The organism is Vibrio tapetis subsp. tapetis, from assembly GCF_900233005.1.
In the GTDB taxonomy this organism is placed as follows: Bacteria; Pseudomonadota; Gammaproteobacteria; order Enterobacterales; family Vibrionaceae; genus Vibrio; species Vibrio tapetis.
Genome location: NZ_LT960611.1, coordinates 1,829,113 through 1,852,979, shown reverse-complemented (window position 1 = coordinate 1,852,979; position 23,867 = coordinate 1,829,113). Strand labels below are relative to the sequence as shown.

Here is a 23,867-nt window from a genome sequence, read left to right as displayed (position 1 = left end):
CCTACTACGATTAACTAAAATAACCATGGACAAACCAGTGATGTTCTCGGTTACGAAACACCCATAACCAGCGCCCGAGTTGGCTGCGTGCAATAAAGTAGTCTCGTACCATTGAATTGTCATCCCACCATCCAGTCGCGATTCGCTCTGGGCCTTGAATTAATGTTACTTGTTCACTGAGCCGTTGTGGGGTTGGCAACATAAAGCTGGGGCGTAAGGCTGGGTTTGATGTGACTGGGTTACCTGACTTTGGTTGACCTGTTATTAGTGGATCAATGTATTGATTCGCAACTTCAGGGCGTGCGTCATCACCTAATTGAATGCCTTTAACGGCCTCTTTTCCTAATTTGGCCTGCAAACGAGAAAGCAGCTCAAGTGGTGTGGTGTTGCCTTGCTTTCCTGAAAAGAGGTCGTCATTAGAGCCGCTTTGTTCGGCAATTTGAACAACAGAAAGTTCAATAGCCAAAACGGGGGCAGTCAAAGCAACGGACTCTAGTGTTAATTGCGCGAGTTCTTGCCATTTAGCCGCTAAATAGTCCCCTTGGGCCGAAAATATCCCTAAAGAAAGCGCGCTGCCATCTCGTGATAGGAGCTGAATTTTTAGCTCATTGGCGAGTTGATCGCGTAATTTTAGGTAATATTCGAGTTGTGTTAGCAGTTTTTCCAATGGTTTCTGTAGCCATTGCACATTGTCTATTTCAAATAACAGGTCTAGGTGGCATTGGAACGATGATGGGGGGTGATAAAACTCAATAGGGTGCTTAAATTGACCGATTAAGCGGCCAATGTAGTTGACTAAATCAATGTCAAAACGCTTAGCAAGATCTGCCATAGGGACGGATAATAGATCGCCAAGTTGTTGGATACCCACACGCTCTAACTGATTAACGGTTTTATGGGGTAAACGGCTCGCACTTAATGGATATTTACGGATGCTGGCGAGTAGCTTATGGCGAGCAGCATTGATGCTGTTTGCGCTATTCTCTGCCAATAATTGAGCCATTAAAGGCGAACATCCGCTGGCAAAATCATAGTGAACATCAAGGACATTTAAGTGTTGCTGAACGGTATGCCAATATTTATCTAATCCTTCATAAAGGTTGAGCATATTAGTAACACGTAGCAAGATCCCATTGGGTTCAAATAGAGTAATGTCACAGGTGACCATATAGAGCCAGTGGGCAATTTCTTTTAATTTTCGGTGTTCAACGCTGGCTTGATATGGATGAACCTCCAGCGGGTGACAAAGTGACGCAGCCGTACCCAAGCCCATATTAAGTGTAATGCCAGCTTGCTGGGCTTGAGCATTATATTGAACGACACGGTGATCTTGGCCATTTACGATGATAATGGCTGGGGTGCTTTCTGGTTTGTCTTGGCTTTGTAGGCCAAAACAGCTGTCTAATTGTAAGCTCGGAAAGTTTAGGTAAATCCACAGCATTATGCCTATCCTCGTTTGACTTTTGGGAAAGGTAAGATGGTTGAATTTGGCTGTTTTAAAGTCAGCCTAGGCCAAGCGGTAGACATATTGATATGAAATGCACCTTGTGGCCAACCGCCTTTACGTTTGATTATCTTTGCCTCCAAACCATACTGATGTGCCGTGAGTACAATGCTCAACGATACGGGCAAAGAAAGCACATTCGGTTGCTTAGATTTGAAGATAAACTGTACTGAATTGCCGGTTTCACAAGCCATTTGTAAGCGCTTCGCTTGATGTACTTCCAAGTTTTGTTGCCATAATAAAACGCAACCGCAAGCCCCACTTTTTAGGCATTGTTCAGCAGCCCATAGGGCGTCTTTATGAGTCTTGGGGCTGAGGATAATGACTTTATTTAAATCAAGGCCTTGGCTCACCAAGAATTCAGCACATAAAGAACCAGGAGCCTGAATGAACGCAATTAAACGATCGTTACAATGCTGTTGCATGAAGGGTTTCAGTAAGCGTAACTCTCCAATACCTAGGTCCGTTTGGATTTCGATAACGCCGTTTTTTGGCAAGCCACCATCCAGCTTATTATCAAGCTCTGGGTAGCTAGTCGGTATGACGTTAAGTTGTTTTCTAGGCTCATTGCCTCGCCAAATCAAGCGCTTATGTTCTAATAATTCGATGATGTCATGCATAATAAATACCTGTTTATTTATACAGTATAGTCACATCAAAATGAAACTAACAGCGTTTTCATTTTTCAATGGCAGTAGGGCTAGCTTTTAGTGGACAAAAATATTGATAACTAAGAAGTTGGTAAAAAAATAGGGGATATGCAGTGGTATTGGTCTATTCTCGCTCGACTTAAGCTTAAACGGGTGAACTTGTATTGGTGATATTAATGGTATTAAAGAATGGTTACATTTCGTTACACCTGCATTGTATAGAGATGTCGAGAAGTTGTTAAAGCAGGCCAAGGCGGTTTATTTGCTTAACTTCGCTTGAGCATTAAAGGTTTATAGTTATTGATGGTTTTGTTAATTCTTGAATTTCATAGTGAATTTACATTCGGTAATAACAACTTTTACAGCGAACTCACAAACCTAAATGGTTTGATGTAATAATTCCTGGTATGGTATGTGTCTATCTCAAAGGACTGAGTAACAGAATGAATACTCAAAACTAGCCCTATAGGTTCAATATGTCTTGGTTAACTAATCTATCATTAAGAATGAAGATGGCGATTCCGGTTGCTGTTATGATCGCATTGGTCTCTAGCGTGAGCATATATCACGCATACCTGTTTGAAAAACAGACAAAAGCGACTCAGCAACTTACTCAATCGATTCAACCGACTTTAGATTCCATTGAAGAAGCCTATCGGGATCTCTATCAAATAATGGCATCTGGTCAAGGTTTGGTTTTAGCCAATGGTGATGTCATTGAAGTGGCCTACCATACGGCTGAATTTAATGATGAATCATCTAAAGCTGTGCCTCGTTTAAAAGCGATTGGCCACTTAGTTGATGAGCAATTACTGCCAAGACAGGCACAACGTACGATTGATAAATTGCAAGCCGAAGCCGAAGTGTGGATTCAAAGCTATGCTTTGCTGTTTAGCACCCCACTAGAAGCAAAGCGCTTTTACGACATCAATCAAAAGCAGTTAGATAATCAGTTTTCTACTATTCGCGCCACTTTAAAATCGTTACGAACAGAAATTGAGCTAGAACGAGATGAGTTGAGAGACGTCATCGAACAAGCATCTTATCGAGCTGAGATGGCATTAGAAATAGGCAGTGTTACCGCCATCGTTATTGGCATAATGCTGACTTGGCTGTTGTCTGGCTGGATTATTTCCCCAATGCGCAAATTGAATATCACAATGAACGAGATTGCTCGAGGTGACGGAGACTTAACCCACCGTGTTGAAGTTAATTCCAGTGACGAAGTCGGTCAATTAGCCGTCAATGTTAATCAGTTCATTGAAACTGTACATAAAACGGTCTCTGAGCTGGTGGATTCATCGCAGCAGGTAAGAAAAGAGATGGCGCACTTTGATCAAATCTCTCATGGCGTCGTTGAAGGAATTGGCAGTCAACAACAAGAAAGCGAAATGGTCGCAACGGCGATTAACGAGATGCGAGCAACCAGCGAGACGATGAGCCAAAATGCACAAGAGGCTGCCATTGCAAGTGAGCGCGGTAATACTGAAGTTGCGCAAACAAGTTTAGTTCTCGAGAATACCGTTGAAGCCATCACTTTGCTTGCAGATGAAATCGCACAAGCGAATAAGGTTATTCATACACTGGATGACGACGCGGTTAATATTGCCTCTATTCTGGACGTGATTCGAGGCATTGCAGAACAAACGAACTTACTGGCACTGAATGCCGCGATTGAAGCTGCGAGAGCTGGAGAGCAAGGGCGTGGCTTTGCTGTGGTTGCCGATGAAGTGAGAGCTTTGGCAAGTAAGACTCAACACAGCACGGGTGAAATCCAGCAAATGATTGAAAAACTGCAATCCGGAGCAAAACAGGCGGTAGCCGTCATGATTGCCAGTGAAGAGAGCAGTCAAAAGACGATTCAGTATGCGAGTTCTGCTAGCGACTCACTGCAAGAGATACGCCTGTCAATCGGTGTGATCAATGACATGAACAGCCATATTGCTACCGCGGCTTGTGAGCAAACCAGTGTGAGCGAAGAGTTAAACAATAATATCCAACACATTGCGGAAAGTGGTCAACAGATGGTAAATACCATAGAGGAAGCAGAAGAGGCATCGAATAACCTGTCTCACCAGTGTGAGCGATTAGATAACACCTTAGGTCAATTTAAAGTCTAATTTCTATTTCCAGAAAGCTAAAAATGCCAGACGGTTTACCCCTCTGGCATTTTGCATTCAAAGACTCATGTATTTGTCTTATTATTTAGCGAGTTATTAACGCTTGAAGACGAACTCATCGACCATTGTGACCATGCGGCCAATTTCAGGTTTCGTAATGGTGTCGTTTGCGCCTAACTGTATGGCCTTTTGACGGTTATCGTCACTCATTAGAGATGAGAACATCACAATAGGCATTTCGGCGTAGGTTGCATTCTCACGTAAGCGTTTCAATAAATGCATACCATCCATCTTAGGCATTTCAACATCACTGACTAAGCCATCAACAAATTCAGTAACAGGCACGCCTTCTTCTTTAGAAAGTTTTTCAAACTCGACCAGTTTTTCTAATGCTTCACCACCGTCTTTACAAGCAATGATGTTATAACCTGCTGAGCTAAGCGTGTTTTCGATTAAGCTACGAATAAAGGCTGAGTCGTCGGCAATCAGGATAGTACGAGCCTGACGTTTAGTTACCATACGTTGGTTTAAGTCGACAGAACGGTCCGTAGTGACATCGTATTTCTCCATACTTAACTCTGGATTGATGTCGGCAATGATTTTCTCAAAATCGAGGATCATGATTAAGTGTGAATCTTTACGGACAACGGCAACCACACAGTCGTTTTCACCGGCTTCTAAAAATTGGCTCGGTGACTCAACGTCTTCCCATGAAATACGATGAATACGACTGATGCTATCGATGAGAAAGCCATTCGTCATTCGGTTGAAATCAGTAACAATAACAAACTTTCGTTCAATATCGGGTTTTGTAGGAACCCCTAACCAGCCAGCCAAGTCCACTAAAGGGGTGAGCTTGTCTCGTGAAGAGAATACACCAACCATATGAGCTTGTGCATTCGGGTAATCCGTCGTTTCAGGAACTTGAATAACTTCGCGAACTTTTGCGACGTTAATTCCGTAATAACATGTTTTAGTTGAACCGTCAGGCATCACTTTTTGCAAATGAAACTCTATAATTTCGAGCTCATTGGTGCCACTTTCTGTGAGGATGCTGTTGTTTAAATTTTCGCTCATAGTTACCACATTATTCATTGTTACTGCGATGCAGTGGTGTTTTATCTATTTTAGTATAAGTAGAGCGGGATAAATATCTTAATTGATAATATTTGCTCTATAAATGCAATCAAGTATGACTTAATCGCCGGTTAGCTGCTCGAATCAATGCATTGAATTCATGACTTAACACAAATGGAGTCCGCGTCTTTTATTTGCTCTAGAATGCGTGTAATCGGAACTGCATGGCTATATAAAAAACCTTGACCGATTGTAATACCAAGCGATTTTAGTTTTTTCTCTTCATTTGTTGTTTCGATACCCTCTGCGATGGCATGCATATCTAGGGTCTGACATAAGAAGCTAATAACCTTAATTATTTGGACAGATTCAGGGCGTTTATCTAAATCCATTACAAACTTACGATCTATTTTAAGCTCATCAAATCCGTAGCTCAATAGATACTCCATGGACGAAAATCCGGTACCAAAATCATCAAGTGATAGGCGTACATCCAGCTTTCGTAAACGCTGCAAGGTATGAGAAACCTGTTGTCCTTGTTGTACTTTGGTCAGCTCAGTCAGTTCGAGAACAAGGCGAGATAGCGGAAATTGGTATTGTTTGGAAAACTGCATTAACAGCTCGACAAAGTTTATTTGTGCCAAGGACTGAGGCGAGATATTTACAGCAATAGAAAAGTCTTCTGGCATTTGGTGAATATGCTCTTGCCATTGTTCAAATATCTTTTCAATAATGGCAAAGGTGAGCGGCAAAATGGCTCCTGTATCCTCTGCTCTAGTAATGATTTCCCATGGCGACGATAGGTCATCCTTTTTCAAGCGAAGTAAGGATTCAACCCCAAAAATTGAGTTATTTTCAATATGCACTTGAGGTTGATAATAGACATGAAAATCCCTACTTTCTAGTAACTCTTCAATCCGGCTATCAATATAGATCTTGTGCTTAAGTCGTTCCTCAAATGCCAAGTGGTAATCAGAATAATCAAGCTTAGATTCTTTAGCCTCTAATAGTGCGATCTCAGCGTAATGTATTAATACTTCGGGATCAGAGGCATCTGTTGGGTGACGGGCAACGCCAATATTGATGGCTAGATTGAGTTCAGAGAAAGCTCTGGTGATATTATGGAATGTTTCCCGGCTAGAAATCTTTTCGTTTGAAGGGGTGAAGACAAAGAAATCATCACCACCTAACCTACAAATGATGGACTCGCTGCAATGACACTGGTGTAGCGCTTGGCTGACTTGCTTTAAAATATTATCGCCATGCTTTTGACCGAATTTTAAGTTAATACTGGAAAAATTGAGAATATTAACACGTACGATGGTGCCATGTTGATGCCCCTCATCTAAAGCGTTACTTATACATTCGATAAACGCTTGGCGATTTAAGTTGCCAGTTAGCGGGTCTTTTTTTGCTAGGGTGCTAAGTAAGTCATTATTCTCATTAATGGCATCGATATATCGCGCTGCATGTTTTGACGATAAGTTGTAAGCATCGACGAGCTCAGAGATTTCATCCCTTTCTTTTATTATTTGATCATGGATTTCCGGCAGCCGTTCATGCTCATCTTGAACCAAAGAAAATTGGGAAGAGAGAGATTTGAGGCGATAGGCAATGGTTTCATGGAATGTTCTACGGAGAATATACAGCAAGGAGAGTGAAATAATGAAAATGGTGATCAAAAAAGCGCCGACGGATAACGCAAAAATTTGAAATGCATAGCCAGGGTTAACGTAAGCTTCAATATGACCGACATTGATATTTTCTCCTTCTGCGGTCACATAATCTAACGGGAACGTATGGTCCCATTCACTCCAGGTAAGTGATGTTTTCGGCTGTAATAAGTCATGGGTTTGAGAAAGTAAATCACCTTCAGACCAAATAGATAAATGGGAGAAAACCGAATCATTACGAAAGGTAGAACTAATGGCATCTAACTGTTCAAAGTCGAAGTTATAGATAGCCGAAGCGGTCGAAAGTCTAATCGAGTCAATGCGTGAGACAGCATTACTTCGCATTTCATTCATGGCCAGAAAGTAGCCACCAATAGAAAGCAAAACTACTGCCGTAAAGGTTAACAACAGTATTGGTATTCTTATTCGACTTGCCATTTTATTGACGATCGAAACAAAAGCTGTGGTGCTCATTTCATCCGGACCCTGTATAGCATTACCAAGTTCATCTTCTTATTGAGGAATTAGTTATTTATCTAGTATAGCCATTAAAAATAAATAGATACTAACAATAGAAGCTGATTTTAAGAGGAAGTTTACAAATTTGTATGATCGGTACGGATAAAACCGACGGTAACTTGTTTTCTGAGCCATTCGTTGGGTCATTAGACCGCAAATTATTGAGGGAGATCGGTCAGTTAGAGTGTTTGATTGGTTTTGCCTATCGATAAAAAAGTGCAAATCGATTTAGTAAAATCAAGAAATTAGACGACACTTAACTTATACCTAAGAACAACATGCGAAGGAACGGGTTAAGGAGCGAATATGGAATCGATAAGAATTAAAGATTATATGGTGCACAAAGCGGTGACGTTTACGGAAGAAATGCCATTGAGTGCGGCATTAGATAAAGTGATGAGTTCCGAGCACATGGGCGGTCCGGTTATTAATGAAAACAAAGAAGTGATTGGATTTTTGTCCGAACAAGATTTGCTCGATAAACTGGTTGCGGTGAGCTATTACTGTCAAGATTCTCACATTGTGAGTGATTGTATGCATCGAGAAGTGTTGTCGGTTAAACCCGAAATGCCGATTATTGAGTTGGCCGGGATGATGAAAGTCGGTAAGCCTAAAATGTACCCAGTAGTGAATGACCAAAATAAGTTTTTGGGGATAATTACTCGAACAGAAGTACTTAGAGCGGTCGGTGCGAGCATTAATGATTGCTATAAACATCCGGTTTAATAGATACTCAATAATTAAATAAGGCGCTTATGGCGCCTTATTTGTTTTTATCACTTTTTATATTGCTCTTATTTTAAATGATACGGATACCACTTTATGGCGGCACAGCAAGCAAAATTTGTTGAAGGTTCAACAATGAAACACATTCTGACGATGTCGGGTGCAGGCTCGATAGGCTTGTTAGCGTTGTTTGCGGTTGACCTGCTCGATATGCTATTTATCAGTATGTTAGGCCAAGTTGAGCTTGCCGCTGCGGTTGGGTTTGCTGGGACGTTGCTATTTTTTTCAACCTCAGTTTCGATTGGGTCCTCCATTGCGATGGGGGCAATGGTTTCAAAAGCCTTAGGTGCAAAACAGCAGCAAGATGCTAAGCGAAAAGCCAGTAATATTTTAATGACAGCATTTTTTATTAGTTTGTTAGTCACTGTTGTTATGTATGTCAATATTGAGACGTTACTCAGCGCGATTGGTGCGCAGGGTGTTGCATTAGAACGTGCAACCGCTTATTTAGAAATTATCTTACCCAGCAGTCCATTATTGGCGTTAGGCATGGCAAGTGGTGCCGCTTTACGAGCTGCGGGTGATGCTAAGCGCAGTATGTGGGCGACATTATCAGGCGGGATTGTGAACGCAATCTTGGATCCGATTTTTATTTTTGGGTTTAACTGGAACGTAGAAGGTGCAGCAGCATCGGTTGTAGCTCGAATTACCGTATTGGCTTTTTCAATTATTCCTCTTTATCGTACCTATAAATTGATCCGTTGGCCTGATTTAGGAGAGTTGAAGCAGGATTTACGTTCCATAGTCACGATTGCCATTCCCGCTATTATTACCAACACCGCAACGCCTATCGGTAATGCGATAGTCACCGCGAACATTGCTCATTTTGGTGAAAACTATGTGGCAGGCTTTGCTGTGATTGGGCGTGTTTCTCCCGTAGCTTTCGCGGTTATATTTGCGTTATCTGGAGCCGTTGGCCCAATTATCGGGCAAAATTATGGGGCGCAAAGAATCGATAGGGTGAAAGAGACCTTGATGAATTCTTTGTTGTTTGTCACCGTCTATTGTGTGGCGGTTTCTATTATTCTCTATTCGGTGCAAGACGCATTAATTGCAGGCTTTGCGCTTACTGGCGACGCTGCAATCATTGTGGCGGCATTTTGTTCTTATATTGCCTTCAGTTTTGTTTTTAATGGCGCACTGTTTGTGGCTAATACGTCATTTAATAATCTAGGTAAGCCTATTTATTCCACGGCTCTTAATTTGGGTAAAGCGACGTTAGGTACCTTGCCATTTGTGTACTTTGGCGCACAGTGGTTTGGCGCTCTTGGGGTGTTATATGGTCAAGCGGTAGGCAGCATTGTGTTTGGTATTTTGGGGATCATGGTCTTACAGCGACATATTCAGTCGATGATGCAAGAGTTTAGCTATGAACCAGAATTAGACCCGGCGACAACATCGGTCAATATGACGCCATTTTGTAACTGTGACCCAGTGTTAATCGAAGAGGTTACGAGCCACAAATCTGTGAGCCAAATAGCAACTAAGTCAGAAGTTTAGTAGCGTATTCAATCGATTGCTCTTTCCTTGATCTATCTCTAGGTCTCTCTGTAACTGCAGGTTAATAATTGTGCCATTCAAGGTTTGAATTGCACAATTCCTATCGGGTATTTACAGTAACAGGAAGTTTTGTTGTATTATGCGCCAGTACCTTAAGTTTATTATCCCTCTTCTCGTTCCCGCTATCATATTGCTGATGCCATTATCGGCGTTTCCATTTGAAGGCATAACCATTATTCAACAGCGCGTGATTGCTATCTTTTTGCTTGCTGCGTTATGTTGGGTGTTTGAGCCTATCCCGATCTATGCCACCTCTGTGGTTATCATCGTCTTAGAGTTGCTGCTACTTTCGGATAAAGGGCTTATCTTTTTCCGTTATGCACAAGATCAAGCCCATTTTGGTGAGCTACTTAAATACAATGAGATTATGGCAACCTTTGCCAGCCCAATCATCATGCTATTTTGGGGAGGATTCTTTTTAGCTATGGCGGCAACTAAATATCGGTTGGATGTGAACTTAGCTCGGGTGCTGCTACGTCCATTTGGCTCCCAGCCTAAGTATGTCATGCTTGGACTGATGCTTATCACCGGTATTTTTTCGATGTTCATGTCGAATACCGCGACTACGGCCATGATGCTGTCAATTCTGACTCCAGTTATTGCTGTATTCGGGCCAAAAGATCCTGGCCGAATTGCGTTTGCATTATGCGTTCCTGTTGCCGCGAATATTGGTGGAATCGGCACCCCAATTGGCACGCCTCCTAACGCCATTGCACTTAAATATTTGGTCGGTGATAACCTGATAACGTTTGGGGAATGGATGGTGTTTGGTGTGCCATTTGTGATTGTGATGATGGCTTTAGCTTGGTTCCTTATTAAATATCTATACCCAGCGCAGCAACAAAATATTGATCTCAATATCAAAGGTAAGTTTTTAAAAACGCCAAAAGCCATTACGGTTTACATTGTGTTTGCGGGCACAATTTTACTTTGGTTAATGGGTTCTAGTCATGGGATGAATTCTTACACCGTGGCGCTTATACCTGTCGCGATATTCTCGCTTACGGGCATCATTAATAAAGAAGACTTAAAGAAAATATCATGGGATGTACTCTGGTTGGTTTCGGGGGGGATAGCGCTAGGGTTAGCACTTGATAAAACAGGGTTAGCGCGTCTAATGGTACACAGTATTCCGTTTGATGCTTATTCGCCTTACGTTGTGTTGTTTGGTGCCGCTTTCTTATGTTTGCTGATGGCGAACTTTATGTCTCATACGGCCACCGCGAACTTGCTCATGCCAATAATGGCAGCACTTGGTGCCTCGATGGTTAGCCTTGCTCCTTTGGGCGGTGAAATGACACTCATCCTAGTGGTAACTTTTGCTGCTTCTCTGGGTATGTCTTTGCCTATCAGTACGCCACCTAATGCCTTGGCACATGCGACGGGAAATGTTGAAAGTAGTCAAATGGCTAGAGTAGGAATCGTACTAGGTGTTATTGGTGTGTTGTTAAGTTTTGTTATGGTGTGGGTACTTCACTCTGTTGGGCACATTGGGTAGCGTATGGCACTGACTCGATATCAGCAGATTATTGAAGCATATTTCACTGAACCGAGTCGGCAAGTTGATATCGCCTCAGGCCAATCAGTGCTGACTCAGAACGGCCATAATGATCGGCTCTATTTTGTCGTTGAAGGTGAACTGCATGGATTTTATCAAGACGAAGAAAGTCAGCAACAGATCCAAGTGTTTACTGCCTCGAAGGGGGCATTTATTGGTGTCCACAGTTTCTTTTCTGAAACTTATCTTGCTTCGTCAACGGTCATTGCAAAATCCGATTGTGTATTGGCATGGATAGACAACAGTACCCAAGCCATTGAGCCAGAAAAGCATGGACCACTATCGGCTCAGTTTACGCCGATTATCGTTAATGAGTTGTCGCAGCGCCAGCGTCGAGCAACCCAAGAAACCATCGCCAAAGAACGTGCATTGAAACAATTACATACCGCTGAACAAATGACGACCCTTGGCCAATTGGCTGCTGGTATTGCCCATGAATTAAATAATGCGGTAGGGGTGCTCAGCAGTAAAACCGAGCGGCTTTTAAATGTCATATTGGAACTGCTGGAAGAAAATAATAATCAAGCCAGTGAGTTTGTTGATCAGGGTTTGCTTTGGGGGCAAAAAACAAGCTCTGCTGATGTCAGAGTGCGCGCAAAGGAGTTAGTGAAAGAATACGGGCTAGATAGAGATCAAGCAAAAGCGATAGCACGAGCCATACCACAAGGTGATGTGAGCCGAGGATGGCTAGATAATACAGAGCAAGCGATCCGATTTTGGAACATAGGGCGTGATCTGCATGACATGCGAATAGCGGCCAAGCACTCAGTGAGCATTGTTAAGTCGGTTAAGCAGCTAGGTCGAACGGATGTCGAAACGAAAGAGTGGGTCGACATCAATGATAGCTTGCGGAAATCATTAGCATTGTTGCAAAGCGATTTACGCAGAGTGTCGGTTCACTTTAGCCCCGCAGAATTGCCTAAGTTTGTTGGCTCTGAAACCGAATTAGTGCAGATTTGGGCCAACATTATTAAGAATGCCTGTGATGCCATGTCCGATACCGAGAGCCCCCAAATCGATATTGTTAGTCGCTTTTCGAGTAATAAATTTATGGTCGCTATTAGTAATAATGGCCCGGAAATACCCGAAGTGATCCGTCGGCAAGTATTTCAACCTAATTTCACGACCAAAAAAGGTGGGCTCTCTTTTGGGCTGGGACTCGGCCTATCCATTGTTAAACGGATCGTCAGTAGCTATGAAGGTTCCGTTGTGGTCAAAAGCAGCCCTGACAAGACGGTGTTTCGGATAAAATTACCCAATGAGGAAGGTTATGGAAAAGCTTAATTTAATTTGTGTCGATGATCAGCGAGAAGTATTAGGCGCGGTTTTGCAGGATTTGGCACCGCTTTCTAGCTGGGTCAATATTGAAGATTGTGAATCGGCTGATGAAGCGCTTGATCTGATGGACGAACTTGATGCCGATGGTGAATTCGTTGCACTTATTATTTCCGATCATGTGATGCCGGGCAAAACTGGAGTGGAGCTGTTAACTGAAGTTTCGATAGATAGCCGCTTTGTTAAAACCAAGAAAGTCCTGCTAACGGGTCAGGCTACTCATCACGATACGATTACAGCGATCAATAAAGCACGCATAGAGAGTTATTTTGAAAAACCATGGCAAGGTAAAGAGTTATTAGAAAGGGCAAGAACACTATTAACTGAGTTTATTTTTGATAATGGGCTGGATTACTCTGCTTACCAAGCGGAACTGGATCAACATGTCGTACTTACTCGCCTACGTTAAGAGCCTACTTTAAGCAGTCGTTTGACATGTTTAAGCTCGATTGACGAAATAAGCCCTTGACCTTGGAGTTAACTCCAAGGTGTATAGTTAGAGCACATTAACCATAAAAGGAATAAGCCATGTGCAGTAAACATACGGCTTGCGGCTCTGACAACGCACAAAAAACACCCTTCAAAGTGAGCAGCTGCTCACCTGCCACACCTTCTAAGCTTGAAATAGCCGCTGAAGGTGTCGGTTGTTGTTCTTCAGGGAGTGATTGCAGCTCATCCGGCGCAGCATCGGTTCAAGCCTCGGATGACGAAGAAGGTGCAGCCCCCTTAGCGTCCAAAAGTTGGCTAATAGGGGGAATGGATTGTCCTGCTTGTGCCCAAAAAGTGGAAAAAGCCGTCAATAAAATTGATGGAATAGCGTCTGCTCAAGTTCGATTTACGACTCAAAAATTGGTGGTACAACTTGAGAAGCCAATGGATCAAAAGATCATCGTTGATGTGGTTGAGGCCATTGGTTTTACCGTGCAAGGTGCGGGTGATAAATCCAAGTCATCTAAGGCTTCACCATCTGGTTGGCGTGGCATTCTCAGTAATAATCTACTGCTCATAAGCCTTTCTGTAGCAATGCTAATCAGTGCTGCTGTTAATCAATTATCCCCAGAAATCGGCAAATATCTGTTCGCCGCTGTATGTCTCGTTGGCCTGTATCCTATCGGCAAGAAAGCATTCTCAATGGCGAAGTCTGGCACCCCGTTTTCGATTGAAACCCTCATGACGGTTGCGGCAATCGGTGCTCTTTACTTAGGCGAAACGGTTGAAGCTGCAATGGTATTGCTGCTATTTCTATTGGGTGAACATTTAGAAGCCTATGCTTCAAACCGAGCGAGAAGTGGTGTACAAGCACTGATGGCGCTTGTTCCTGAAAATGCCACCGTTATCCGCGATGGTAAAAGAGTCGAAGTCGCGGCAAGTGATTTGAATATTGGTGATGTGATCGAAGTCGCCCCCGGTGATAGGCTGCCTTCCGATGGTACGTTAGTTGATAGTAGTGCTAGTTTTGATGAAAGTGCGTTGACCGGAGAATCGATTCCAGTTGAGCATATCAAAGGTGAATCAATCATGGCTGGTAGTGTTGTGGTTGATCAGGTGGTGCGTATCACTATCTCTTCCGCTCAAGGCGAAAATGCAATTGATCGAATTCTACATTTGATTGAAGAAGCAGAATCTCGCAAAGCACCGTTAGAAAGATTTTTAGATAAGTTTAGTCGTTGGTACACCCCATTGATGATGGTGGTGTCATTATTGGTGATTATTACGCCTCCTTTACTGTTCGCTCAACCATGGGAAACGTGGTTGTACCGAGGACTTGCCTTGCTCCTGATTGCATGTCCGTGTGCGCTCGTTATTTCAACGCCAGCAGCAATTACTTCCGGGTTAGCAACGGCGGCACGACATGGCGCTTTGATAAAAGGTGGAGCAGCGTTAGAACAGTTAGGCCGAGTTAATGCGATTGCCTTTGATAAAACAGGCACCTTAACTAGGGGTAAGCCTCAAGTAACCGATGTCAATATCACGGCTGAAATGCCAGAAGAACAGTTATTATCGCTCGCGGCCTCGGTGGAAGTTGGCTCAAATCATCCGTTAGCTAAATCCTTGCTTAAATTTGTTGAATCAAAAGCAATTCTGGTGCCTGAAGCTTCCGACAAAAAAGCAATTTTAGGTCATGGTGTCTCCGGATTTATTGACGGTACCGAGGTACGGCTTATTGCCCCAAGTAAATTGACGATGGCTTTATCTGATTCAATTCTTGAGCAGGTTAATAAGCTGGAAGGGCAAGGTAAAACCGTCGTTGCCGTATTAGTGGCAGAAAAAGTCAAAGGACTTATTGCTTGGCAAGATACCATTCGTGAGGATGCGGAAAGAGCGATAACTGAATTGGATAAAATGGGCATTCGCTCCATTATGTTAACGGGTGACAATCCAGTATCAGCTCATGCCATTGCAAGTAAAGTCGGTATGGAGTATCAAGCGAGCTTGTTACCACAAGACAAAGTGAAATATGTAGAGCAACTGGCCAGCGAAACATCGGTTGCAATGGTAGGCGATGGCATCAACGATGCACCTGCAATGAAAGCCGCTTCAATTGGTATTGCCATGGGCGGTGGTACTGACGTAGCGCTTGAAACCGCAGATGCGGCGTTAACACATAACCGCCTTGCCGAATTGCCGTTTATGATCCAGCTTTCACAAGCCACGTTAAGGAACATTAAACAAAATGTCACATTGGCGCTGGGTCTTAAAGGTATTTTCTTAGTGACAAGCTTGATGGGGATTACCGGTTTGTGGGTTGCAGTACTTGCAGATAGCGGTGCGACTGCGTTGGTCACGCTAAATGCGTTACGTTTGTTGAGAATGGATAGAAAGGACGCGAAGTAAACAATGGGTGATAGACTTCTAAGGTGCGGGTGTTCCTTAGAATAGCAGCCCAGAGTGGCGTATTATAAAAACAGAGCACTTTCTTATTCTAAGATGGTGCTCTTTTATTAGGTAAAAAGTTACATTGATACAATATATTTATATGATCTCGCATACGCATTCACTGTAACAGGGCGTAATAAACTGCATATAAGTGTGATGCCAATCGTTTTTTCGTGCAAATTCAAAGAGTCGTTCATCATCAAGTGTGAATTCGATCACCATTTAAACCAGTTTAGTCAGTTAAAGTAATTCCTGTATTCAAATAATAACGACAACGCGCTATCCAATAATATATCGCGACTAAAAGGAGTCCCCTATGTCTCAAGCTGTATTCCACCTAGGTATTACTGAATCTGATCTTGCTGGTGCTACATTGGCGATCATTCCTGGTGATCCTGCTCGTGTACAAAAAATTGCAGAAGAAATGGAAAACCCAGTATTCTTAGCAAGCCACCGCGAATACACTGTTTATCGCGCTGAATTGGATGGTAAGCCTGTTGTTGTTTGTTCTACTGGTATCGGTGGCCCGTCAACATCTATTGCTGTAGAAGAGTTGGCACAGTTGGGTGTTCGTACTTTCTTACGTGTGGGAACCACTGGCGCAATTCAGCCTCACGTTAACGTTGGCGATATGATCGTATCAACAGGTTCTGTTCGTCTTGATGGCGCAAGCTTACACTTTGCTCCTATGGAGTTCCCAGCGGTTGCAGACTTTGAAGTTGCGACAGCAATGAAAGCAGCAGTTGATGAGTCTGGTGCAACGGTTCACATGGGTGTAACGGCATCAAGTGATACGTTCTACCCAGGTCAAGAGCGTTACGATACGTTCTCGGGCCGTGTAGTGAAGCGTTTCCAAGGTTCTATGCAAGAATGGCAAGACATGGGCGTTCTGAACTTTGAAATGGAATCAGCAACACTGTTAACTATGTGTGCAAGTTCTGGCTTAAAAGCGGGTTGTGTTGCAGGCGTAATTATCAACCGTACTCAGAAAGAAATCCCAGATCACGAGACATTGAAAGTAACAGAAGCGCGCTCAATTAAAGTGGTAGTAGAAGCTGCGCGTAAAATGCTGTAACACGTTAATTTAGTTAAATAAAAAAAAGAGCAAAGGTGAATACCTTTGCTCTTTTTTTATTGACGAATAATCGTCGATATGACTGATTTATAAATTAGATGTGGCTCGAAAGTTGATAACCGAAATAAATTTTTACATGTGGGTATATGTGATCTCTATATTAAGTTCATCTAAACTCTTCAAATTTCGATATTTTAAGAATATTGTTCTTATTCATATGCGTGTTTTTTGAGGGTGTACCAACGTTTATATCTATTATTGTATAAATGTTTAGTTTTATTGACTAATATAGCAATACTTAATTCCGAAATTATTATCGTGATCTATTTGTAATATTTGCGATAGACAACAAATAAATCATGGTTATTTGATTTTTATCATAAAATTCAGCTGATTGATGCTCTTTTTAATATCTGGTAGCGTTTTGTTCGCACCCAGGATGGTGTGCCATATTAAAAATAATCAAGTCACAGGATAGATTGATGAAAAAAACACTATTAGCAGTTGTATTGCCTTCTTTGATTTTTGCGGGATCAGCAACAGCCGCTAGCATTTATAAATCAGAAGAGGGTAACGCTGAATTCTATGGTCAGTTACGTACTGAACTAAAAAAGAAGCCCAATAAAGAAGTAACGCTTGGAGCTGGATCATCTCGAGCGGGTGTGAAAGCGGAATATCAGCTGGCCGAAGATATTAAGGTATTTGGTAAAGTTGAATTTGGCCTTCAAGGCTCAGGCGACTATGTAATGAAAAATCGACTGCATTATGCTGGTGTTAGCGGTGATTTTGGTAAAATTACCATCGGTCGACAATGGATAGTTTCAGATGATACGTACGGAGCGGATTATTCGTACTTCTTTGGTGGTTCAGGGATGCGTCACGCGACTCTTTCTGGCGCCCGTCACGACTCACTAATAAAGTATAACTACACGCACGATAGCTTCTGGGTAGCGGCTAACTATGGTCTTGATCAAGATGATGCGCATCAAGAGCTAGCAGAGCTTTATGCTGGAACATCGTTTGGTGATTTAAGTGTGCATGTGGGTGGTGGTAAAAATACGTCCAAAGGTCATAAAGTAGGTTCTGATGAGAGCGACCCAGCTAACGTAAAGGACGTAACCGCAGATCTTCGAAACACCTTTTTTGAAGGCACCATAGAGTACAAATTTGGTGATGCGCAAATTGGAGCGACTTACTACAACGCTTTGGTTGAAGATCTTAGCTCTCCGGCTCAAATTGACGAAAATGCGTTCAGTTTAGCTGGTATGTATTCGATCACCGAGAAGGCAACTGTTTATTCGGGAGTTGAATATGTCTCGCAGAAAACAAGTGGACTTGATACTGAAGATGGTGATGGTAAAAACCTTTACTTAGGAACGGTTTACAAATTCAATAGCTGGGCTCGAATTTATGGTGAAGTAGGGCACGGTAAAGGGACAACGACAGGTTTTACTAACAGAGGATCCGACTCTTTTGTAGGGCCAACATCGGTCAAAGATGGTGAGACTAATTTCGCAATTGGTGCTCGTCTTTACTGGTAGGTAATAAAGTAGAATCTAGGTTATGTATTTCGCCCAGACCACTTATGAGTGGCTGGGCTTTTTGTTTGCCCAGCGAAGCTGGCAAACCCATTAGGCTGAAAGAAGCCTAAATCACCCTGATTGAGGGGAAGATAATCCGAATCGTAAGGGCGTTGCTGGCCAACGGCAGGGTTTGAAGGAAGCGATAGGAAGTTAACAGTACACAACGAAAGTGAACCTGATTCGGCAATTTAGGTGGGTAAGCGTGAAAAATAGCGTGAAGCCCGATACTCAATCAGACCTAGATTGTGCTTGAGGGTGGCATTGTTAACAGGGAGCCAGTGCAGTAACTGGGGAAGCCTGACATCACATCCGAGCAAACGTCGGAAGCATAAACTCAAGGCGAGAGCCAAGATCTATGTTGGTGCGAGGTGGCAGATGAATCCGTAGTAGTGAGTAAAGCTCGGCCGGTGAAGCCCAGTAATGGTGTGGAGGATAAAACTGAGCTGACCATCAGTAACACGTCTGATGGGACAACATTTTGCCAAAAGCAATCTGGTGTTGCGAAGGGATGAAGTACATTTTAAGTCTGTGATGAGCAGATGTTTTTTTTTCAGTGGTATACAAGTTGATTAGCTATCGAGGTATTCCGTCTCGGTCTTTGTGAAAGCAAAGCACTGAAGCGAGAAACCGTACAAGGGAGTAACTCTGACTCACTCTAGTAAATTGCCATTGAGCTAGAAGGCTAGAGAGTGGAGTGAAATACACCAACACTGTGAGAGAGCATTTGTCCCCACACGGCACACAATCTAAAGGAAAAAGTTGAGAGTTTACTACAGTTTATATGGTCACTTGCTCCACAAAGAGCGACTCTATAAAGGATTTAAAAAAGTGTGGAAAGCGAAAGGCGCGGCCGGAATAGATAGGCAGAGCCTAAGCGACTACGCCCAAAATCTGAGTGATAACCTAGATCAACTTCTTCTGGAACTCAAAACCAAGCGATACACCCCTCAACCCGTCAGACGGGTAGAAATACCGAAAGATGATGGTGGGGTGCGATTACTTGGGATCCCAACAGTACGGGATAGAGTTGTCCAACAAGCTCTAAATGATCTATTAACCCCAATCTTCGAAGAGCAGTTTCACCCATCCAGCTTTGGGTATAGACCGAATCGAAGTTGTCACGATGCTATAAACAAAGCGACGATGTTCATCCGTCGATACGGAATGCAACACGTCGTAGATATGGACTTATCGAAGTGCTTCGATAAGCTCGATCATGAGCTTATTCTAAAAAGCATTAAGAAACGAGTCACAGACAGTAGCGTACTGGAGCTCATCAAACAGTTCCTGAAAAGTGGCGTAATGGTTGATGGAGAGTGGCAGCATACCGAGATAGGTAGTCCGCAAGGTGGAGTAATAAGCCCACTGATAGCGAACATCTATCTGGATGCGTTTGATCAAGAGATGCGAAAGCGAGGACATCGAATAGTCCGTTATGCCGACGACATACTGATCTTCTGTCGCAGCCGTAAAGGTGCAGAAAATGCGCAAGTACAGGCAACGAAGGTCCTGGAAAAACAGCTCAAGTTAACGGTGAACGAAACCAAATCACACATAGCGCACAGCGGCGAAGGTGTGAAATTCCTTGGAATAGAAATCGGTAGCCATTATAGCCGTATTCAGCCAAAGAAAATGTCGACGTTCAAAGGAAAGTTGAAGCGAGTGACAAGACGCAATGGCGGTAAGCCATTGTTAGAAGTCATTAAACAACTGAATCCACTTCTGAGAGGGTTCAGCCAGTACTTTCGAATAGCGAATGCCAACAGGGAGTTTAAGAAACTGGCCGCGTGGTTAAGGCGAAGACTTCGCAGCGTCCAATTACGATTATGGAAAAAACCGACCCGACTCCACCGCAGGCTAAGACAGCTAGGTTACGAAGGGTCATTCAGGTATATCTGTATGGATAGTTGGAGAAATGCTGCGAGTCCATTAGCCAGTTACTCGATGCCAAATCAATGGTTTAACGACCTTGGATTAGTGAATCTTGAACACGTTAGGACAGGATATGTGTTCAGCCATTATGCTGAATGGAAATGTGCATGAGCCGTATACGAGGTCCGTACGTACGGTTCTGTGAGAGGGATGAGGCGGAGACGCCTCACCCTACTCGATGTGCTGAGTAATAAGTTAACAGCGGTTTGTTTATTAGGCCAGATCTTCGTAACCGCCAGCTTCTTTAAACCAAGTGGTTAAATAGTGTTTAAGGTTTTTGAGCTCATCAGGACCAATCAATGCAAGCCCAAGATCTTCAGCACGAGTGATGTCGTTGTGGCGCAAAGGTCTGAAGCTTACTAGCATGGCACGGGCTTGTAGACCACCTAATAAGTCACGAAGTGATTCTAGTTTGTAGAGAGTATCGTCGCCGTCATCTCGCATGCCTTTGGTTTTACATTCGATGATATGTAACTTATTGTTCACAACGGTTGCTACGTCAAGCTCGTTACGCACTTCACGTTCACCTAATTGACGGTAAACTTGAACATTCAGAGAGCGATCTTGAATGGTAGGGATTTCTTGTTGAATTTGTTTAACCGTGCTGTGAACCAAGTTTTCAAGCCATTCGCCGTTAGAGAAGCGACGAGCATCTTCACTTTCAAACGTTAGAATGCCTTTATCATAGGTCGCTAATTCGGTTTCGACCAGATCTTGAATGAGCATATCTAATTCACGGTAACTCTGTTGTTTTTCCGTGAGGCCGACATCAAGCTTCTGTTCTTTTCGGCACGTAGTCGCAAGGTAATTAAGCGTTGCCAAGCCGGGACCAAGCTCCAAAGCGTTACTCGCCCAACGAACCCCTAGATCATGCAGTTTTGCATCCAGTTGCTCTGGTATTTCTTGTTCATTGAACTCACTTCTAGCACCGAAAATCGTGAGGTAATCTTTGATTTTAATATGATCTTGAACTTGCGCTTCTTCTTTGCCATCAGGATAAAGCCAACACAATTTGTCGCTGAATGGCTCAACCACAAAAATAGGCCAATGGTAGGTACGGAATACTTCGTAAACGGACAGTAAACGGTGACGTAAACCGCAACTGGCATTGAGTTTTACTTCTTCTCCACGCGCTTTAAGATCAGCGGCAAGGACTTGAATTGATTCTTTAATGAGAGAGGTGTTTACGACACTTGGGATCTCAAAAAACTCGGAAGTAATCTCGCGAGTCGCTAGTACTGAGTTTAGTCTTAAGTACATGTTTTCTTGGCTTTTGTCGCCAATGAAAACAATGTGACGGCTGATCGTGCGTTTATCAAATAATGGTGTGATAAGACGAACTGGATCTTGGTCTATAATACCTACATGTACGGCCATATCATGTCCTCAACATAAGGCCTGCTGGAAAGTTAGAATGAGTGAGAAGATCAGCAAGCCACATATAAGATGGGGGCTTTTTAATAAAAAAACAAGAGCAACCTATTGCTTAGGTTGCTCTTTCTTAATATTGCCTGAAATGAGCTTATAGCTTGAATCGATGAACGATTTCGCTTTGCTCTCCTGAGAGCTTGGTTAAGTCTTGGCTGACCGTTGCAATTTCGTTCATTGCTTGGTAACTCTCGTTAGCAATGTGGTTAATGTCTTCTAAGCTACGAGCGATATCTGAGGTTGTAACTCTTTGCTCGTCAGCTGCTTGAGTGATGTGAGTACTCAACTGGCTGATTTCGACGATAAGTGCTTGAATTTCTACCATGGCGCTGTTGGCATTTGAAGCTTGTGCGACGGATTGCTCCATATCAGACATGCAGCTTTCAATGACGTTGCCTGCTGATTTAGAGGAAGACTGTAAGTTGCTTATCATGCTTTCAATTTCGCTTGTCGATTGAGTGGTCTTCTGGGCAAGCACACGAACTTCATCGGCAACTACCGCAAAACCACGACCTTGTTCGCCAGCTCGGGCAGCTTCTATTGCCGCATTAAGAGCAAGTAAGTTCGTTTGTTCGGCGATATTCCGAATAACATCAAGAATCGATCCAATTTGGCTACTCATACGCTGGAGATCAGAGACCGCATCAACAGACTGAGTTAATCGAGCTTCAAGCTGATTAATGGTCGTGATATTGGTGCTCATGATTTCACGGCCTGATGCTGAAGCACTTTCAACTTTAAGAACCATGTCAGTTGAGTTTTGCGCACTTTGCGCTACTTCATTTACCGATTGTTCCATTTCAGTCATTGCCGTTGCAACCGTTGCTGTTTGCTCTCTTTGAGCATTCAGCTGACCTTGGGCTTTGACCGATGTTTGACTATTGCTGTTTGCTACGTTAGTTAGGTCATCTGCGGCATCATTAAGCTCTTTGAGAATACCGTGCAGGCTGTCGGCAAGCGTATTGATATGACGACTCAATTGGCTGAATTCGTTGTTATTACGTATGTCGATTCGTTGTGTTAGGTCGCCTTTAGTTAGCCCCTCTAATGTCGAGAGCATGCGAGTTAGTGGTTCACGAACACTGTGCGCGACATTCCAACCAATACCTAACGTGATTAAGCAGACAACAAACCCAATACCAATCGCTTGGATGTAACCTTCTTCGTAAATGCCGCCAGCTTCAGCAAGAGAGGCATCAAGCTGTTTAGCCGCTGTCGCGTTAAAGGTAGCGAGGATATTCATCGCATCGTCGATCTTAATCACAAGATTGGCGATGTTATCATACAGACGTTCTTTGGCGGTTAAGTAAGCAAAGTGCTGGTCTAAGACACCACCAGATTTACCTACGTCTTGAGTAAACTGAGCAACAGACTTATCGAAAACACTTTTGATTGCAGGAAGTTGAGTCGCAAGGCCACGATAAGCGTAATTTAAGTGAGTTACGGCTTTTTTGTTACGCGTTACCGCTTTTTTTACAAACGCAGTGTCACTGCTCGCCAAAGCATCAGATGTTACAACTTCAGCGTCTTTTAACTTAATAAAGTAACTCTTTGCCATCACTTTTACGGCAATTTTGTCTTGGTCATCGACATATTCTTTCATGCCAACGCTAAGTTCAGTTTGTAGTTTCTGGAAGCTACGTGAAGATTTTTGAACCGCTTCTTGTGCGGCAAACATAGCTCGGTAATTATCCATTGCCTCTAATGCTTCGGCAAAGTAACTTTCTTCTAAAACTTTGAGCTCTTTAATTCTCGGAGCAATTTCAGGCGTACTTTTACTGATGGACTCAAGCTTTGCAAGGGTTGCTTTAAATTCGTCTTGCGCGGTAATAAAACTATTTCGCGAAGCGCTCACCTTCTCTTGATTCTGAGTCGTTAGGAAATCTTTAAAGGACTTGTCAGCGGATAGAAGCTCAACGCTGGTTTGGTTTGATAGTGCCACAAGTGGCAAAGAGGTATCCGAAACGTTTTCGAAATTGGAATGAATCTTGTTCATTCCCCCCATCATTATGGCTATTGTTGCTACAAATAGCACCACAATGAGTGTGAACCCTGCGTACATGCGCCTGATTACAGATCCCTGCATGGTTTTCTCTCCATTAGTTTCAAAGTGTAAAGCAAGAGGCAAAAAGGCCTCTAAAATATTTTTATTAAGAGCTCATTTTACGAACTCTGTTTTGCTTTTACTTT

The 23,867-nt window shown here is 43.0% G+C and carries 16 protein-coding genes; 10 read left to right on the top strand and 6 right to left on the bottom strand.

Features of this window, described 5'->3' with window-relative positions; genetic code table 11:
- Positions 1-10: 10 nt before the first annotated feature.
- A complete protein-coding gene (locus VTAP4600_RS08215; protein WP_102522355.1) occupies positions 11-1,441 on the bottom strand; it encodes a Y-family DNA polymerase in 1,431 nt (476 codons plus the stop codon).
- Between the two features lie 5 nt (positions 1,442-1,446).
- Positions 1,447-2,124, bottom strand: coding sequence for a translesion DNA synthesis-associated protein ImuA (gene imuA, locus VTAP4600_RS08210; protein ID WP_102522354.1), 678 nt, complete (start codon positions 2,122-2,124; stop codon positions 1,447-1,449).
- Between the two features lie 506 nt (positions 2,125-2,630).
- Here imuA and VTAP4600_RS08205 point away from each other — a divergent pair.
- The gene (locus VTAP4600_RS08205; RefSeq protein WP_102522353.1) at positions 2,631-4,274 is read left to right on the top strand and encodes a methyl-accepting chemotaxis protein; all 1,644 of its coding nucleotides are present in this window, start codon (positions 2,631-2,633) and stop codon (positions 4,272-4,274) included.
- 96 nt (positions 4,275-4,370) lie between these two features.
- Here the strand turns inward: VTAP4600_RS08205 and VTAP4600_RS08200 are convergent, their stop codons facing one another.
- On the bottom strand, positions 4,371-5,351 hold the full coding sequence (locus VTAP4600_RS08200; RefSeq protein ID WP_102522352.1) for a chemotaxis protein CheV: 981 nt from the start codon (positions 5,349-5,351) through the stop codon (positions 4,371-4,373).
- A gap of 158 nt (positions 5,352-5,509) precedes the next feature.
- Positions 5,510-7,498: a putative bifunctional diguanylate cyclase/phosphodiesterase gene (locus VTAP4600_RS08195; protein ID WP_102522351.1), complete on the bottom strand. Its 1,989-nt coding sequence runs from the start codon at positions 7,496-7,498 to the stop codon at positions 5,510-5,512.
- A gap of 351 nt (positions 7,499-7,849) precedes the next feature.
- Here VTAP4600_RS08195 and VTAP4600_RS08190 point away from each other — a divergent pair, with 351 nt between their 5' ends.
- From VTAP4600_RS08190 to ltrA, 9 genes are all read left to right on the top strand, one after another.
- Positions 7,850-8,269, top strand: a complete 420-nt coding sequence (locus VTAP4600_RS08190; protein ID WP_102522350.1) for a CBS domain-containing protein — start codon at positions 7,850-7,852, stop codon at positions 8,267-8,269.
- A 96-nt stretch (positions 8,270-8,365) separates the two neighbouring features.
- Positions 8,366-9,829, top strand: a complete 1,464-nt coding sequence (locus VTAP4600_RS08185; RefSeq protein WP_102522349.1) for an MATE family efflux transporter — start codon at positions 8,366-8,368, stop codon at positions 9,827-9,829.
- 139 nt (positions 9,830-9,968) lie between these two features.
- The gene (locus tag VTAP4600_RS08180; protein ID WP_102522348.1) at positions 9,969-11,387 is read left to right on the top strand and encodes an SLC13 family permease; all 1,419 of its coding nucleotides are present in this window, start codon (positions 9,969-9,971) and stop codon (positions 11,385-11,387) included.
- Positions 11,388-11,390: 3 nt separating this feature from the next.
- Positions 11,391-12,731: an ATP-binding protein gene (locus tag VTAP4600_RS08175; protein ID WP_102522347.1), complete on the top strand. Its 1,341-nt coding sequence runs from the start codon at positions 11,391-11,393 to the stop codon at positions 12,729-12,731.
- Positions 12,718-13,191, top strand: coding sequence for a response regulator (locus VTAP4600_RS08170; RefSeq protein ID WP_102522346.1), 474 nt, complete (start codon positions 12,718-12,720; stop codon positions 13,189-13,191). The genes VTAP4600_RS08175 and VTAP4600_RS08170 overlap by 14 nt, the downstream gene beginning before the upstream one ends.
- Positions 13,192-13,310: 119 nt before the next feature.
- Positions 13,311-15,617, top strand: coding sequence for a zinc/cadmium/mercury/lead-transporting ATPase (locus tag VTAP4600_RS08165; RefSeq protein ID WP_102522345.1), 2,307 nt, complete (start codon positions 13,311-13,313; stop codon positions 15,615-15,617).
- 358 nt (positions 15,618-15,975) lie between these two features.
- Positions 15,976-16,734, top strand: a complete 759-nt coding sequence (gene udp, locus VTAP4600_RS08160) for a uridine phosphorylase (protein WP_102522344.1) — start codon at positions 15,976-15,978, stop codon at positions 16,732-16,734.
- Between the two features lie 482 nt (positions 16,735-17,216).
- Complete coding sequence (locus VTAP4600_RS08155) at positions 17,217-18,275, top strand: porin (RefSeq protein ID WP_102522343.1); 1,059 nt, start codon at positions 17,217-17,219, stop codon at positions 18,273-18,275.
- An 801-nt stretch (positions 18,276-19,076) separates the two neighbouring features.
- On the top strand, positions 19,077-20,360 hold the full coding sequence (gene ltrA / locus VTAP4600_RS08150; RefSeq protein ID WP_102521018.1) for a group II intron reverse transcriptase/maturase: 1,284 nt from the start codon (positions 19,077-19,079) through the stop codon (positions 20,358-20,360).
- Between the two features lie 102 nt (positions 20,361-20,462).
- Here the strand turns inward: ltrA and VTAP4600_RS08140 are convergent, their stop codons facing one another.
- Both VTAP4600_RS08140 and VTAP4600_RS08135 read right to left on the bottom strand, forming a co-directional pair.
- Entirely contained in the window at positions 20,463-21,626 is a 1,164-nt protein-coding gene (locus tag VTAP4600_RS08140; protein ID WP_102522342.1) for a DUF1887 family protein, read from the bottom strand.
- A gap of 145 nt (positions 21,627-21,771) precedes the next feature.
- A complete protein-coding gene (locus VTAP4600_RS08135) occupies positions 21,772-23,763 on the bottom strand; it encodes a methyl-accepting chemotaxis protein (RefSeq protein WP_102522341.1) in 1,992 nt (663 codons plus the stop codon).
- Positions 23,764-23,867 lie beyond the last annotated feature (104 nt).